This window comes from Sporolactobacillus sp. BBK16-2 (genome assembly GCF_059878335.1).
In genome coordinates this window covers 1,960,373-1,976,221 of the sequence record NZ_CM187611.1, presented here as the reverse complement: position 1 = coordinate 1,976,221, position 15,849 = coordinate 1,960,373, and the positions used below count along the sequence as shown (strand labels likewise).

The window sequence follows — 15,849 nt, the reverse complement described above, 5'->3', positions numbered from 1 at the left end:
GATGGTTGACTGATGGGTGCACAACGAATTGATGGGAAATTGATCGCTACTAAAAAAAGACAAGCGATGAAATCTCAAATTGAGTCGATGAAACAACAAGGATATGTCCCCGGACTAGCTGTTATTCTTGTGGGAGAAGACCCTGCATCCATTTCCTATGTTAAAGGCAAAATTCGCGACTGCAAAGAGGTTGGCATTTATTCTGAATTAATTCAATTTGACGTAACGGTATCGGAAAAGCAAGTGCTTGAGCAGATAGAAATACTTAATGCGAATGACAAGATACATGGACTTTTAGTCCAATTGCCGCTTCCTGATCATATTTCCGAGCAAAAAGTCATTCAAGCGATCAGTCCTGAAAAAGATGTTGACGGTTTTCATCCGATCAATGTCGGCAGACTGGTGACGAAACAGGAAGGCTTTGTTTCGTGTACACCAGCTGGAATTATTGAAATGCTAAAAGCAATTGATGTGCCGATATCCGGGAAACATGTCGTTATTGTCGGTCGAAGCAATATAGTCGGGAAGCCTGCCGCTCTTCTTTTCCTAAATCTTGATGCAACGGTTACGGTTTGTCATTCAAAGACAAAGCCTCTTTCAAAGTATACGAAGCAGGCAGACATCTTGGTTGCCGCAGCGGGAAGCGAAGCACTTATTCACGCCAATGATATTAAGCCGGGTGCAATTGTTATTGATGTCGGTATGAATCGCAGCGCTTCCGGAAGGCTTGTCGGTGACGTAGCATTCGAAGAAGTAAAGGAAAAAGCAGATTACATCACACCGGTTCCCGGCGGTGTCGGACCGATGACCCGAGTGATGCTCCTCGAAAATACATTAATTGCTGCAATGCGTCAACATGAAAAGGCGGGTAAGCAATAATGGAAAATGATCGATATATTAGCGTTACCAAGCTGACTCGATATATAAAACAATTAATGGAGACCGATGGAAATCTGCAAAATATTTGGTTGCGCGGTGAGATATCAAATTTTAAACGACACTCTCGGGGTCATCTTTATTTAACAATTAAAGACAAGAATTCAAGAATACGCGCAGTCATGTTTGCAGGTAATGCGCGTCAACTAACCTTTGAACCGCAAGACGGCATGAAGGTTCTCATTCAAGGTTCTGTTGCTCTTTACGAACCTTATGGGGAATATCAAATTTATATTCGCGATATGGAGCAAGATGGATTGGGCAAGCTTTATCTTGCCTATGAGGCGTTGAAAAAAAAGCTTCAGGAGAATGGGATGTTCGATCCTTCATTAAAGAAGCTCATCCCTGAAGTTCCATATGAAGTGGGCATTATTACCTCAACGACCGGAGCTGCTATTCGTGATTTATTCACAACGATTAAGCGAAGGTTTCCCGCAGCAAGGATTACCGTATTTCCTGTACTCGTTCAAGGCGCAGAAGCTGCTCCTTCAATAGCGTCGGCTATTAATCAGGCAAATCAAATGCTTGATCTTGATGTACTGATTGTCGGCCGCGGCGGCGGATCAATTGAAGATCTGTGGGCATTCAATGAGGAGATCGTTGCCGAAGCAATTTTCAAATCGCGGATTCCGATCATTTCTGCAGTCGGGCATGAAACGGATTTTACCATTGCCGACTTTGTCGCTGATAAACGTGCACCTACACCTACGGCAGCAGGTGAATTTGCGGTTCCGAATCGCGTTGATTTGGAGCGGAGAATCGATCAATCGTCTACACGATTAGTGCAGGCGATAACCGGCAAGCTTCGTGAAGAAAAGCTGCGTCTGCATCGTATGCAGCAGTCATACGCATTTCGCTATCCGGGACAGCTTATTCTGCAAAAGGAGCAAGAGTGCGACAGACTGGTTGAACGGTTGAATAATGCGGCAAATGCGCAGCTTCTTCGAAAACGCGAACGGATTGCGATGATTGACCGCTTATTAGGTCAGAGCGGACCGCAGCAGCTAGTCACGAGAGCAAAACGTTCCTTAGCTGATCAGCAACAGCAATTAATACGGGCTCTTAAGATCTTTTGTAAAGAGCGGGAAGCTCGTTTTGATAAGCTCGTTACTCACCTGAATGGTTTAAGCCCGCTTAAGATCATGAGCCGAGGTTATGGACTTGCCTTTAATGAAAAAGAGCAATTAATCAAGTCGGTGCGTGAGGTTGCACCTGGCGATATGTTTAATCTTAAGCTGCACGATGGAAAAATAGACTGCCAGGTTTGGGGTATTGAGGAGGCGGATGAACATGTGTGATTCAATGAATAACAATCAAAAAGAACCTGTATTTGAGGAAGCAATGGACCAACTGGAACAAATTGTGAAGCAATTGGAAGAAAATGATGTGCCTCTTGAAAAGGCGATCGGGCTTTTTCAAGAAGGTATGGCACTTTCAAAGCTGTGTCATGATAAGCTTGAAACGGTCGAAAAAAAGATGGATCAGCTCATAGGACCGAATGGCGAAACAAAACCATTCTCGGTCCAGGGAGATGACGAACAATGACTAAGTTGCTGAAGACTTATATGGCGGATAAAAAGGCATGGTTTGAAGCACAGCTTCCCATGCTTTTTCAAAATGCGGTCATTACTCCGAAATTGGAACAATCGATGCTCTATTCATTAGGAGCAGGGGGAAAAAGAATTCGTCCAATATTGCTCTTTGCTACCTTGCATTCATTGGGAAAAGCAGAAGAGACTGGCTTAAGTACTGCACTTGGTTTGGAAATGATACATACCTATTCATTAATTCATGATGATCTCCCGGCAATGGATGATGATGATCTGCGGCGCGGGAAGCCGACAAATCATTGTGCTTTTGGTGAAGGGACAGCCATTTTAGCCGGTGACGGTTTATTAACCGCAGCCTTTCAATTGATCGCAAACGATCAAATTATTGATGAAAAGACAAAAAATATGCTTGTTTATCTGCTTGCAAAGGCTGCCGGACCTGAAGGAATGGTTGGCGGTCAGGAAGACGATCTCGAAGCAGAGGATAAAAAGCTTAATCTAAATGAACTCATGTCCATTCACAGAAGAAAAACAGGACAACTCATACGTTTTCCGGTAGAAGCCGCAGCTGTGATTGCAAAAGTTAACGAATCGGAAAAACAGGCACTCATCCGCTATTCGGAACACCTTGGACTCGCCTTTCAGATCGGCGATGACATTCTTGATATTATTGGTGATGAAAAAGCGCTTGGGAAGCCGATTGGCAGTGATGTCGCCAACCATAAAAACACATATGTCAGCCTTCTCGGTATGAATGGTGCTAAGGAAAAGCTCGAGCATGAAGTAAATGCTTCACTTGCTGAATTAAGAGAAATAGAGCTCAAGAATGGTTTGCTTTCCGATCTTGCAAGCTATTTGCTTCATCGTACCTATTGACATCAATACGACAATGTTTGAGCCAATGTCGAATTTATGATAAACTTAAGCGTAATAAATTGATGGTGCAGTATTCTAGTCACTCTACTTTACTTGAAGACGGGGCTAAAAATCCGTCAAAGGGCACATCGATGAAGTTCCTGGTACCGGCTTAAGGCGCCCAGCTTTGGGCTCGTGCTGGGAGTAAAGGGCGTAGGGCGATCCGCAACGGCATGTGGGCGAAGACCCTGCGCCCGTGGAGACACGTACGTTGTTTGCTTGAAATGGCAATGACTATGTGGAAAACCTGTTTCGTAAAGCGAACAGCGTAGCCTGCCTTGAGTGGGAAAGAGGGGATGGTCGGCGCATAACTTTGAACTACTTGGCCGGTACGAGAAGGGGCGCCTTCCTGAAATCAATTCTGCAAAAGAGGCTAGAGTAAAGTTTCAAGAGTGCTTGAGGAAATCTCCTAGACTGTCTGCAAATCTGCAGCATTTGAAAAGGATTATAGTGCGGTCTGAGTGGCGTTCCAGTTCGGTGCGCGGCGACGACATCGGCCGAGTTTTAATAGGAAACTGCCTGCTTGGCAACAACAGGTAACTCGGCGGGAAAACCTACTGGACCTAAGCCGCAATGTTTACTTTTCAAATGACCTCGCTACATAATTCAGACCAAATAGAAATAAGATATTTTTTAAGGATGTGAAACGTCCGTTCTGCGATCGATTGAATGAGGATGGAATACTCATGAAAAACGAGCTTAAAAAAGCATTAAAATGGGCGGTGCCTTTAGCTGTTATCACGTTTGTGCTAGCGGCTATTTTTTCAATTGTATCAACTGCGGTACTCAGTAATGCCAACGTAATTAGTGGAACTATTGTCGTTCTTGTCATTATTCTTATTGCTCTCTTTTTTGATATAATCGGTGTTGCTTCTACAGCTTCCAGCGAAGCACCTTTTCATGCAATAGCATCAAAGGGGATGAAAGGTGCAAAATATTCGGTTTGGCTGACAAAAAATGCTGACCGTGTTAATACATTTTGCACCGATGTTATTGGCGATGCAAGTGCAATAATCAGCGGTACAGCTGCGTCAGTCGTTGTAGTAGAAATGATGGCGCTGCTCGTTTACAATAAAAGCGGGGTTGTTGAATATGTCATATCCGTGATCGTGACAAGTTGTGTCGCAGCTCTGACTGTTTTTGTGAAGGCACTGGGCAAGGGATTTGCAATTAAAAATTCAACGAAAATCATTTATAAAGTCGGATATGTCATGTATTTTGCTGAAGATCATCTGCATATTCCGATACTTATGATTCTTGATACGAAGAAAAAAAAGAGCAAGAAGAGAAAATCGGCAAAAAAGGATGTGTGACATTCATGGATGTTTCAAAAATTAAGAATCCAAAACTTCTTAAAAAAATGTCCGTCAATCAGATGAACGATCTCGCCGGCGATATTCGCTCTTTTCTTATCAAAAAGCTGTCAAAAACCGGAGGACATCTTGCGCCGAATCTTGGCGTGGTTGAGTTAACGCTTGCACTTCATAAAGTATTTAACAGTCCAAAAGATAAATTAGTTTGGGACGTCGGCCACCAATCCTATGTGCATAAGATCTTAACAGGAAGAGGAGACCGTTTTGACTCGCTAAGACAATATAAAGGTCTGTGCGGATTTCCAAAACGCAGTGAGAGTGAGCATGATGTTTGGGAAGCAGGACATAGTTCGACATCTCTTTCTGCTGCACTTGGCATGGCGGTTGCGCGCGACCTGAAACACGAAAACTTTGAAGTCGTTGCAGTTATTGGCGACGGTGCATTAACAGGCGGGATGGCGCTTGAGGCGCTGAACGATATTGGACATCAGAACAGGAATATGATCATTATTCTGAACGATAATGAGATGTCGATAGCACCTAATGTCGGTGCACTTCATAACATGCTGAATCGGATTCGCTCGGCGAATAAATATAATAAGGCGAAAGAAGATCTTGAGTATCTTATGAAGAAGATTCCCGCGTTTGGCGGCAAGATTGCTTCTGTTGCTGAGCGTTTAAAAGATCGGCTGAAATATTTGCTCGTATCCGGAGTGTTCTTTGAAGAATTGGGGATTACTTATCTCGGTCCGGTTGACGGACATAATTTGAATGCACTCATGGATAGTTTCAACTATGCAAGAAAGAAAAAAGGTCCGGTCATTATTCATGTTTTGACCCAAAAGGGCAAAGGCTACAAGCCTGCAGAATTAGACGAAATCGGCACATGGCATGGGACCGGCCCATATAAAATAGAATCGGGAGCATTTATCAAACCGATTGCGGAAGCTCCGGCGTACAGCAAGGTCGTCAATGACACCTTGCAGGAGCTTGCCCGTGCAGATGAACGAATTGTTGTTATTTCTCCCGCTATGGTTGTCGGCTCGAAACTTGAGGGCTTTGGTAAAGAATTCCCTGATCGGTTGTTTGATGTAGGCATCGCCGAGCAGCATGCGGCAACTTTTGCTGCCGGCTTAGCAACACAGAAAATGAAACCTGTATTAGCTATCTACTCAACATTTATGCAACGTGCCTATGATCAGATTTTACATGATATTTGCAGGCAAGACTTGAATGTTGTGATTGCTGTGGATCGTGCCGGCTTGGTCGGCGCTGATGGAGAAACGCATCAAGGTATTTTTGATATCGGCTTTTTGCGCAGCTTGCCTAATTTAACCATTATGATGGGCAAGGATGAGAATGAACTGAGAAACATGGTTTACACGGCAATGAACTATAATCAAGGGCCAATTGCTCTTCGTTACCCACGAGGAAACGGTATTGGGGTCGCGATGAACGAACCTTTACATGAGATTCCAATCGGTACTTGGGAAATAATGCGCAACGGGTGCGACGCAACAGTGCTGGCGTTCGGACCGATGCTGCAGACGGCATTAACTGCAGCTAAGCAGCTTGAGGCGGATGGTATTCAAGTACAAGTTGTAAATGCGCGGTTTATAAAGCCGCTTGACACTCAGATGCTGTCTGAGCTTGCTGAGAATGGCGGACCGATTTTAACTGTTGAGGAAGGCATACTTGCCGGAGGATTCGGTTCAAGCATATTGGAATATTTCCATGATCAAGGCTTTTACGATTTAGTCATTGAACGAATGGGCATTGATGATTGTTTTGTTGAGCATGGCAGCGTTAACGAATTATTACACGAACTAGGGTTAACCAGTGAGCAGATCAGCATTCGAGTGAAACAAATAATAAAGGATCAGACGAGAACAAATAGAATTAGGAAGGTCATTACTTCATGAAAGATCGGGAACGGATCGACGTCCTTCTTGTTAAAAAAGGATTGTTTGAATCGCGGGAGAAGGCACAACGAGCAGTTATGGCAGGCATGGTTTATCACGGCGATTTGCGAATTGATAAACCGGGCAGCAAAGTTGACAGTACACTTGAGTTAAACATTAAAGGTAATCCGCTTCCATATGTTGGGCGCGGCGGACTGAAACTTGAAAAAGCGCTTAAGGTGTTTGATTTGGATCTCAATGGAGTTCTAATGCTCGACATCGGGGCATCAACAGGCGGTTTCACAGACTGTGCACTCCAAAATGGTGCAAAAAAAGTCTATGCACTTGATGTCGGATATAATCAATTAGCTTGGAAATTACGCAGTGATCCGCGTGTTATTGTTATGGAAAAAACAAATTTTCGTTATTGCACTCCTGAAAATTTTCAAGAAGGTCTTCCGGAATTCGCATCGATTGATGTATCATTTATCTCGTTGAAAAAAATTCTGCCTCCATTAGTCGATATTTTGAAGCAAAATGGAGAAGTCGTTGCACTGATCAAACCGCAATTTGAGGCGGGGAGAGATGAGGTTGGAAAAAAAGGGATTGTCCATGATCCGAAAGTGCATTTATCGGTTGTGAATGAGATCCTTCAATTCGCACTCGATTGCGGCTTTTCACTGCTTGACCTCAGTTATTCGCCAATTACAGGAGGAGATGGAAATATAGAATTTTTGGCCCATCTCCGCTCGAATAAAGGGCAAGCTGTCAATTTGCTGCAGGAATCGCCCGAGGAAGTTGTCCGCTTGGCTCACCAGAATTTTAACCACAAAGATAATAAGGCATAAACCTGATAATGGGTATGCTTTGTTATCTTTTTTATATGATCTCCAAAATTTTACGCTAATATATTGACGGTTTGAGTTGAACAAGAGACAATAGATGTGAGAACGAGTGTTCGAATCAGAGGGGTGAATCCTTGATGTTAGCAGAACTTCAAATCATAAATTTTGCAATTATAGACAAACTTAATGTGTCGTTCGATAATGGATTGACAGTGTTTACCGGAGAAACAGGTGCCGGAAAGTCGATTATTATTGACGCCATTGCATTACTTGCAGGCGGACGCGGGTCAGCAGAATATGTGCGGCATGGTACGCAAAAAGCAGAACTTGAGGCGTTGTTTGATATAGAGGGTCAGGAAGCTGTTTCACACTTGCTTGATCAATTAGGAATGGATCAGACAGACGGGCAGCTCATTATAAGAAGAGAAATTTCTCGAACGGGAAAAAGCGTCTGCCGAATAAATGGCAAGCTGGTCACCTTATCCATTCTTCAGCAATTTGGGGAACGACTCGTTGATATTCATGGTCAGCATGAGCATCAGCGGCTTTTGGATGTCTCCAATCATATTAGCTTTGTTGATCAATATGGTGGCGCAGTAATCTCTAAACTTAAGCATGCTTATTCTGATGACTATAAACATGTTGCAAAACTTGCGGAAGAGTGCAGTAAATACAATCGTGACGAGAAAGAAATTGCTCAGAGAATCGATCTGCTTCAATATCAAATCGGCGAAATCCAATCGGCAGAGTTAAAATCCGGTGAAGAAGAACGAATTCTTGAAGAAAAAAGAAAATTAATGAATTTCGAAAAGGTGTTCCACGCATTAGAAGTAAGCTATCAGGCGTTAGGCGGAGAAAATGCCGGATTGGATATGCTTCGACTTGCTTCGGGCAGTTTGGATTCAATTCGGGACTTGGATCCGGAGCTTGCTCATTTTTCCGAATCGGTATCCAATTGCTATTATCTTTTGGAAGAACAGACCTCAACGATCCGATCATATTTAGAACAAATGGAATACAATCCGAAACGTCTGGATGAGATCGAGACGCGATTGAATGAAATTCATTTTTTAAAAAGAAAGTATGGCAACACCGTTGAAGAGATTTTGAGTTATTTTGAACAAATAAAAAAAGAACTTAACGAACTAAATTCACGAGATCAAAATTTTGATGCGCTGAATGAAGAGTTGAAAGCCGCTCTAAGCTCGCTTAGAGAAAAGGCAGTGCAATTATCGACAGCAAGAAAAAAAACGAGCGGAAGACTTGCTCAGGCTGTTAACCGCGAATTTAAAGACTTGTGCATGGAGCACGCATTAATTGAAATCCATATTAAGATGAACAACAGTCTTGAGTCTTTTGCAGGATTTGATGTGAACGGAATTGATCAGGTTTCTTTTTATATAACAACCAATCCGGGAGAACCGTTCAAGCCGTTGGCAAAAATTGCTTCTGGCGGTGAATTATCCCGAATTATGCTGGCACTTAAAACCGTATTCAAGAAAATTATCGGCTCGGTTACCATAATATTTGATGAAGTCGATACAGGCGTCAGCGGAAAGGCTGCACAAGCAATGGCTGAAAAGATCAGCAGCTTGGCCCAGAATGCACAAGTTTTCTGTATCACTCATTTGCCGCAGGTGGCGGCGATGGCAGATCGTCATGTTCTGATTGAAAAATATATGACCAAAGATCATCGGACCGGTACTCATGTGAAAAAGCTGAGTGACACGGATAAGGTTCGTGAAATCAGCAGGATGATTTCAGGACCGGAGATGACTGACCTTTCTCGCCAACATGCCCAAGAATTGATTCGGATGGCGGATAAGGTCAAGCAATAAAAAAGGTTGGGATACTCATCCTTTACTGGAATTAATCGTTTTGTCGGATAGCTCATAATTCTTCTTTGCTCAGGCAACTTTAATAAATGCACAAAACAAGGTGCGGGTTCGGAGCGAGGAGAGTGAGTTATGACAAATAGGAAAAAAATGGGCATTGTGATCGCGATTATTCTGCTCAGTTGTTTAATCATTAGTTCAGGTGTCAAAACAGAGCAATTTGTTTTCCATGCATGGCAGAGTGCAGGATCAATAAATTCTGAGCACTTTCAGTCGGATACTCAACTGACAAGTGGATCGCCGATCACGATGCTGGTCAAAAAGAAAAAAGTTCGTGCTATTCGTAGATCTAAGGAAATGAGAAATGCGATTGCCGTATCGAACCATACGGCATTGCCCGCCAATGTATCTGATAAAGACATACGGTTGATACCAGGCGGGCAGTCTATAGGCGTACAGCTCAGCACCAAGGGAGTGCTTGTTGTCGGTTATCATCTTGTTACAACAACAGGCGGTGAGGAGTCTCCTGGAGAATCAGCAGGCATTCGAGTCGGTGATGTCATTACAAAAATAAATGGTAAATCAATGCAGTCCATCACAGATGTGCGTCGGCTGATGAGGGCTGCTAAAAGCGGGGATCAGCTTCAAGTCACTTTAATTCGCCAACGAACGATGGTGAAGAAGCATTTGATACCGATCATGGATGCACAAAATCGTCACTGTCAAATGGGGCTTTTCATTCGAGACTCCGCCTCAGGAATCGGCACGATGACCTTTTACGACCCGAATACCGGTTCATATGGCGCGCTTGGACACGTGATCTCTGATCGGGATACAGGGCAGCCGATTATGGTTAAAGACGGACGAATTGTCCGCTCGATTGTCCAGGCTATTGATCGGGGCAGAGAAGGAAAACCTGGAGAAAAGATTGCTTTCTTTCCGGAAAATGCGGTCAGCATCGGATCCGTTTCCAAAAATACTCCATTTGGCATTTTCGGAAAAATGGAGAAAAATTACATGATGCGTTCGGAAATGATGAACGCAGCGCTTCCGATTGCAAAGGCAGAACAAGTCAAGGAAGGACCGGCAAAAATTCTTACAGTCCTTAACGGTAATAAGGTCGAAGCTTTTGACATTCGAATTCTGAATTCAATCCCGCAAAAGCATCCGGCTACAAAAGGTTTAGTCATAAAAATTACCGATCCGAGATTGCTTAAAGCAACCGGCGGTATTATTCAAGGAATGAGCGGGAGTCCGATCATTCAAAATGGAAAATTAGTCGGCGCTGTCACACATGTTTTTGTCAATGATCCGACAAGCGGTTATGGTGTGCATATCGAATGGATGATTGACGAAACAAATGTGAATCATGGTCATCAAGTAATACGTAAAGAGATGGCAAGCTAATCATAAAAAAGTATTCGACAATCGCTTGTCATTATTTGTTGAAAAAGTGCGAAATGAGTAGCATAGCCTGCTTTCAGAAAGAAAATGCAAGAAAAAAATAGATTGAAGTGAAAAAGAATAAAAAGGAAACTCTTCCCTCTTGTCGAAAAGGATACATATAGAAATTCGACAAGGGGGATTTTGTGTTGCAAAAGATTAAAGTTTGCTTAACTGACGATAACCAAGAATTAATTATGTTGATTACTGAATACTTAAAAACTCAAGATGACATTGAAGTTATTGGCACTGCGAGCAATGGTCAGGATTGTCTTGAAATGCTGAAAACCATTTCACCCGACGTCCTTTTATTAGATATTATCATGCCGCATCTTGACGGAATTGGAGTTCTAGAACGTATTCATTCGGATTCTGAACTTTCGAAACCAGGTATAATTATGCTCACGGCGTTTGGTCAAGAAGATGTCACGAAGAAGGCTGTAGATTTAGGTGTATCTTATTTTATCCTTAAGCCATTTGATATGGAGAATCTAGCCAATCATATTCGTCAAGTTGCCGGGAAAAAAGCACTCAATCCAGTTTTTTCGCCGCAAACGAGCACGCTCCAACGCCCCTCTGCATCAGATAAAAAACACGATCTTAATGCCAGCATTACCGACATTATTCACGAAATCGGAGTACCTGCGCATATAAAGGGTTATATGTATCTTCGCGAAGCCATTTCGATGGTTTACCATGATATCGAGCTTCTGGGCTCAATTACGAAAGTCCTCTATCCTGATATTGCCAAAAAATATAAAACAACGCCAAGTCGCGTTGAAAGAGCGATTCGTCATGCAATTGAAGTTGCTTGGAGCAGGGGAAATGTTGAATCCATTTCAAAGCTGTTCGGCTACACAGTATCTATGTCTAAAGCAAAACCGACAAACAGCGAGTTCATCGCCATGGTCGCCGATAAATTGAGGATCGAAAACCGTGCCGAAGAATCCATGCGGATTTTGTGAAGTAAAGGATTATTTTAGAATTCTAAAAGTCAATGTAAAGCACTTCATTTGTTTAATTTACAAGTGGAGTGCTTTATTTTGTTTTTAAACTAATGATGGTGAATGTAAATAAAAGTGTGGTATGAGTCCGTGGACATTTCTTAAGGAGGATAATTATAATGTTTTATTCAAATGCAACCATTTTAATTTGCTGAATCGTGTGGCTAATTAATGACTCTTAAATTGTTTGAAAAGAAAATGAGACAAGAAATTAATTTTTATGGTATAGTTTACTTTGTCAAAAAAATTGCTAACCGTTTTCATTTTGTGACGTACATAGAAGTCAACTGTTGAAAACAAACATGATCAATAGGCACACGTTTGCTTTCATTTGATCATTGTGAAGCTTTGGAAGGTGTGGAAGATTTGACAGGTCTCATGATTTCGCTTATTCCGGCACTCCTTTGGGGAACGCTTCCGCTTGTCAGCGCAAAAGTGGGAGGAACACCGCATCATCAGGTGTTTGGAATGACGATCGGTGCATTATTTTTTTCAATTGCTCTTTTTTTCTTTATGCCGCCGCAGCTCAATGCTACGGTCATTACGGTGAGTCTGTTATCAGGACTTTTTTGGGCTGTTGGACAATTTTATCAGTTTGCGGCAATGAAAATTCTCGGTGTCTCGAAAACGATGCCACTTTCTACTGGAATGCAGCTTGCGGGAGCAGCATTATGTGGAATTTTTATTTTCCATGAATGGGATAGCGCTTTTCGAATGATAATAGGTATATCTGCATTAATGCTGATTGTTATTGGTGTTTTGCTCACATCGAGAGAGCGGCGGTCCAAAGGGCAGTACATTAATTCAATGTTTAAAGGACTTGTGTTTCTAGTTATATCTACCCTTGGGTATATATCTTATCTCGTCATTCTCCGCTCGTTTCAGATTGATGGATGGTCGGCAATACTTCCTCAATCAATTGGTATGATTATCGGGGCGGTCATTCTGTCAGGCAAAAAAGTGAAAATGCTTCACAATCGGCACACCGCATTTAATATTATTTCAGGATTGATGTGGGCCGGAGGCAATCTTGCCCTTCTTATTGCCACAAAGCTAGAAGGGGTCGCCATCAGTTTTTCAATGTCACAAATTGGAACGGTGCTTTCTACATTAGGCGGGATCTTTATTCTCGGTGAAAAAAAGTCAAGAAATCAGATGGTACTTCTACTTATAGGATGTGCTATGATCATTTTTGGCGGCGTTCTTTTAGGAATGACAAAAAATTAAATCACTTGGAGAGTTAAATTGATTTCAATTTTTTAGCTGTTAGGCCATGACATGAGTGGAAATGAATGATAAAATATAACTAAGCTTTTTGAAGAATCTTGTCATCTGAAGAGATGAAAACGGTTCTTTAAAGATATTGCAGGTCAATATATTATTGGATCCTGTTCAATTCAAATATTAAGCAAATGAATGGAGCGAGTAGAAAAATGGAAAAAACGTATGTAGTCACTGATGAAACGGGTATTCACGCACGTCCGGCAACCGTGCTTGTAAGTGAAGCAAGCAAGTTTGAATCGAATATCAACATCGAATATAATGGCAAGAAAGCCAACCTGAAGAGTATTATGGGTGTTATGGCTCTTGGCATTATGCAAGGTGCAGAATTCAAAATTGTTACGGACGGCTCAGACGCTGACGAAGCATCTGCTGCAATCGGCAATGTTATTTCAGCTCAGGGCATTGGTAAAGAAAAATAATGCTCACCAGATAAAAAGAAGCGGATTTGAGGATTTCCTCAAATTCGCTTCTTTTTTTACGCCTTTGAAACGGCGGGTGTTTGTTTCTTAATTCTTTGGAGCAACATGTGTGAGAAATAGGTTTGTACAATTAAAAAGAGCCCGCCTACAACCCAATAAAGCGGCAGTGCAGCTGATGTCGACAAAGATGCAAATATGATCATGATCGGAGACATTAATCCAATCCACTGAAGTGAAGATTGCTGCTCAGCACCGCCAACGTTTGGCATCATTTTTTGACTGATTTTAAACTGCAAGAAATAAACAACACCGGCGATAATCGTAAGTACTAAATCTGTGTGTCCCAAATTAAACCAGAGAAAATGATGCGTTGCAATCTCATGTGAACTTCTGATGGCATAATAAAATCCCATCAATATCGGCATCTGCACAATAATCGGCAGACATCCGACCGCTGAAAACGGGTTAACATTATGCTTTTTATAGAGTCCCATCATTTCCATTTGAATTTTTTGTTTTTCTGCAGCGTCTTTGGTTTCCGACATTCTTTTTTGAATGTCGTTTAATTCGGGTTTCAACTTGTCCATTTTCTGCTTAACGTCAAATTGCCGGACATATTGCCGGATCATCAATGGAGCCAACAGTAAACGGATCAAGAGTGTCAGAACGATAATGGCCACACCATAACTATTTCCAAAAAAAGATGCGGTACTTTGGATCATCAATGTAAAAGGTTCAATGAGCGTATTCATAGATTCGGTTCCCCCCAGCATTTTTAAGAAGCAATTAACTGAATGCTAGGAGGGAACAGTGGTCCTTCGAATCTGATTGTTTGGAATCTCTGCGTCTGACCGTTCGAACGAGACAGAACATAACATGTCTCATTTCCGCATTCAAAGAACTGAAAACCAATGCAATTGGCGTACATGCGCCGGAAGGCACGCCTTTCTGCATGTACTTATTGAACTGAGTGCGTTCGGTCCGGAATGAGTGTTGAATGATGTAAAATGAGAGTTCCAAGGCGATCAGAAGCGTGGGGAACACTGGATCATTTAATAAATAAGCACAAAAATCCAGCGTAGCGGTCACCTGCCTCTCTAAAGATTCTATAAAACATCATACCATGAATGACTGGCGCGTAGAACCTTAAGTAAAAGCAAAAAATGCCCTCTGTCATAGTGACAGAGGGCATTGATCATGTTAAATATAAGAATTGCTTATAAAAGAATTAACGGAGTCAGAATTGGGGCAAATACAAGGGTGAAAATCGCTGCAAGTACCATAGCAAGACTTGCGGCTGCGCCTTCTTCGCTGCCAAATTCAAGCGCTTTTGAGGTGCCGGCACCATGAGCTCCCATGCCTAAGAGCAATCCCTTTGCCAATTTTTCTCTGATATGCAAAGATCGGATGATCATTGGGCCCAGAATCAAACCCGTAATTCCGGTAACGATGACAAAGATAGCTGTCATCGTCGGCATGCCGCCAATATCAACGGACACTGCCATTGCGATCGGCGTAGTTATCGAACGAGGCAGCAGACTAAGTAAATAGTTGTCATTTAATTTTACGAGATGACTAAATACACCAGAACTCAGTATTGCAATTGTAACACCTGAGCTCATGCTGATTGCAATGATCTTCGCATATTTTTTCATGACCTTGCGGAATTTATAGAGCGGTATGGCAAAACCAACTACAGCAGGCTGAAGCATATTGCTTAACCAACGTCCACCGCTGTCATAATCTGAATAATCTATATGAAACCCAACCAACATGGATGAAAGGATGCATGGGGCAATAAGCAATGGTGAAAGGAGTGCAAATCTGATTTTTTTGTACAATTGTTTTGATAAGAGATAAACAAGAACCGTGAGCAGGATGCAAATGAATGCAATCATTTTTCAATCTCTCCCTTTTTATTTGCCAGCCTGCGAATAGAAAATTGGGCGACTAGACCTGTGACAATCATGACTGTAATTGTGCTTAACAAAATCACAAACAGAAACTGTGAACCATGCTGAAGAATTTCATCTTTGTACTGAATAATTGCGACTGCAGAAGGAACAAAAAAAAGGAGCATTTCAGACATTAAAAAACCAGCTCCGAGTTCTATTGCAGACAACTTCAAAATTTTGAAGTGTAGTAGGGCAAGAACGATAAAAAGCCCAATAATACTGCCGGATACCGGCAAATGCAGCCACCTGACCAAAATGTTACCAAGCAAAGCAAATAAATATAGATAGCAAACCTGGAAAGCCACGCGAAAAAGCTTTAACAAATTACAGACACTTCCTTATTTATGAACAAACGAATGTGATCTATGTCACAGTGTATTATACAAAAGTTAAATTTACAGGTACAATAGATTTCGAGAATACTTGTATTCCTTTCACCTATAGCTTGG

General features: G+C 42.1%; 15 protein-coding genes. 12 read left to right on the top strand and 3 right to left on the bottom strand.

Annotation, left to right across the window (positions count from 1 at the left end):
• The first annotated feature begins 12 nt into the window (after positions 1–12).
• The 12 genes from folD (at position 13) to AC6F33_RS09820 (ending at position 13,445) form a co-directional block, all read left to right on the top strand.
• Positions 13–879, top strand: a complete 867-nt coding sequence (gene folD / locus AC6F33_RS09875; protein WP_480948288.1) for a bifunctional methylenetetrahydrofolate dehydrogenase/methenyltetrahydrofolate cyclohydrolase FolD — start codon at positions 13–15, stop codon at positions 877–879.
• Complete coding sequence (xseA, locus tag AC6F33_RS09870) at positions 879–2,234, top strand: exodeoxyribonuclease VII large subunit (protein WP_255749575.1); 1,356 nt, start codon at positions 879–881, stop codon at positions 2,232–2,234. The genes folD and xseA overlap by 1 nt, the downstream gene beginning before the upstream one ends.
• Positions 2,227–2,481, top strand: coding sequence for an exodeoxyribonuclease VII small subunit (xseB, locus tag AC6F33_RS09865; RefSeq protein ID WP_480952857.1), 255 nt, complete (start codon positions 2,227–2,229; stop codon positions 2,479–2,481). Before xseA ends, xseB begins: the two co-directional genes overlap by 8 nt.
• Complete coding sequence (locus AC6F33_RS09860) at positions 2,478–3,362, top strand: polyprenyl synthetase family protein (RefSeq protein WP_255749573.1); 885 nt, start codon at positions 2,478–2,480, stop codon at positions 3,360–3,362. The genes xseB and AC6F33_RS09860 overlap by 4 nt, the downstream gene beginning before the upstream one ends.
• 725 nt (positions 3,363–4,087) lie before the next feature.
• The gene (locus AC6F33_RS09855; RefSeq protein WP_255749572.1) at positions 4,088–4,714 is read left to right on the top strand and encodes a hypothetical protein; all 627 of its coding nucleotides are present in this window, start codon (positions 4,088–4,090) and stop codon (positions 4,712–4,714) included.
• Positions 4,715–4,719: 5 nt separating this feature from the next.
• Positions 4,720–6,636, top strand: a complete 1,917-nt coding sequence (dxs, locus tag AC6F33_RS09850; protein ID WP_480948286.1) for a 1-deoxy-D-xylulose-5-phosphate synthase — start codon at positions 4,720–4,722, stop codon at positions 6,634–6,636.
• On the top strand, positions 6,633–7,463 hold the full coding sequence (locus AC6F33_RS09845) for a TlyA family RNA methyltransferase (protein WP_255749570.1): 831 nt from the start codon (positions 6,633–6,635) through the stop codon (positions 7,461–7,463). The genes dxs and AC6F33_RS09845 overlap by 4 nt, the downstream gene beginning before the upstream one ends.
• 134 nt (positions 7,464–7,597) lie before the next feature.
• A complete protein-coding gene (gene recN, locus AC6F33_RS09840) occupies positions 7,598–9,298 on the top strand; it encodes a DNA repair protein RecN (protein ID WP_255749569.1) in 1,701 nt (566 codons plus the stop codon).
• 129 nt (positions 9,299–9,427) lie between these two features.
• Entirely contained in the window at positions 9,428–10,702 is a 1,275-nt protein-coding gene (gene spoIVB, locus AC6F33_RS09835) for a SpoIVB peptidase (RefSeq protein ID WP_255749568.1), read from the top strand.
• Between the two features lie 185 nt (positions 10,703–10,887).
• The gene (spo0A, locus tag AC6F33_RS09830) at positions 10,888–11,703 is read left to right on the top strand and encodes a sporulation transcription factor Spo0A (RefSeq protein ID WP_255749567.1); all 816 of its coding nucleotides are present in this window, start codon (positions 10,888–10,890) and stop codon (positions 11,701–11,703) included.
• Between the two features lie 396 nt (positions 11,704–12,099).
• Positions 12,100–12,969: a GRP family sugar transporter gene (locus AC6F33_RS09825; RefSeq protein ID WP_370646181.1), complete on the top strand. Its 870-nt coding sequence runs from the start codon at positions 12,100–12,102 to the stop codon at positions 12,967–12,969.
• Positions 12,970–13,175: 206 nt separating this feature from the next.
• Positions 13,176–13,445: a phosphocarrier protein HPr gene (locus AC6F33_RS09820; RefSeq protein WP_255749565.1), complete on the top strand. Its 270-nt coding sequence runs from the start codon at positions 13,176–13,178 to the stop codon at positions 13,443–13,445.
• A 56-nt stretch (positions 13,446–13,501) separates the two neighbouring features.
• Here AC6F33_RS09820 and yidC read toward each other — a convergent pair whose 3' ends face one another.
• The 3 genes from yidC to AC6F33_RS09805 form a co-directional block, all read right to left on the bottom strand.
• Positions 13,502–14,197, bottom strand: coding sequence for a membrane protein insertase YidC (gene yidC, locus AC6F33_RS09815; RefSeq protein WP_500777042.1), 696 nt, complete (start codon positions 14,195–14,197; stop codon positions 13,502–13,504).
• Between the two features lie 465 nt (positions 14,198–14,662).
• Positions 14,663–15,343, bottom strand: a complete 681-nt coding sequence (locus AC6F33_RS09810) for an LrgB family protein (RefSeq protein WP_255749563.1) — start codon at positions 15,341–15,343, stop codon at positions 14,663–14,665.
• On the bottom strand, positions 15,340–15,705 hold the full coding sequence (locus AC6F33_RS09805) for a CidA/LrgA family protein (RefSeq protein WP_500778155.1): 366 nt from the start codon (positions 15,703–15,705) through the stop codon (positions 15,340–15,342). The genes AC6F33_RS09810 and AC6F33_RS09805 overlap by 4 nt, the downstream gene beginning before the upstream one ends.
• Positions 15,706–15,849 lie beyond the last annotated feature (144 nt).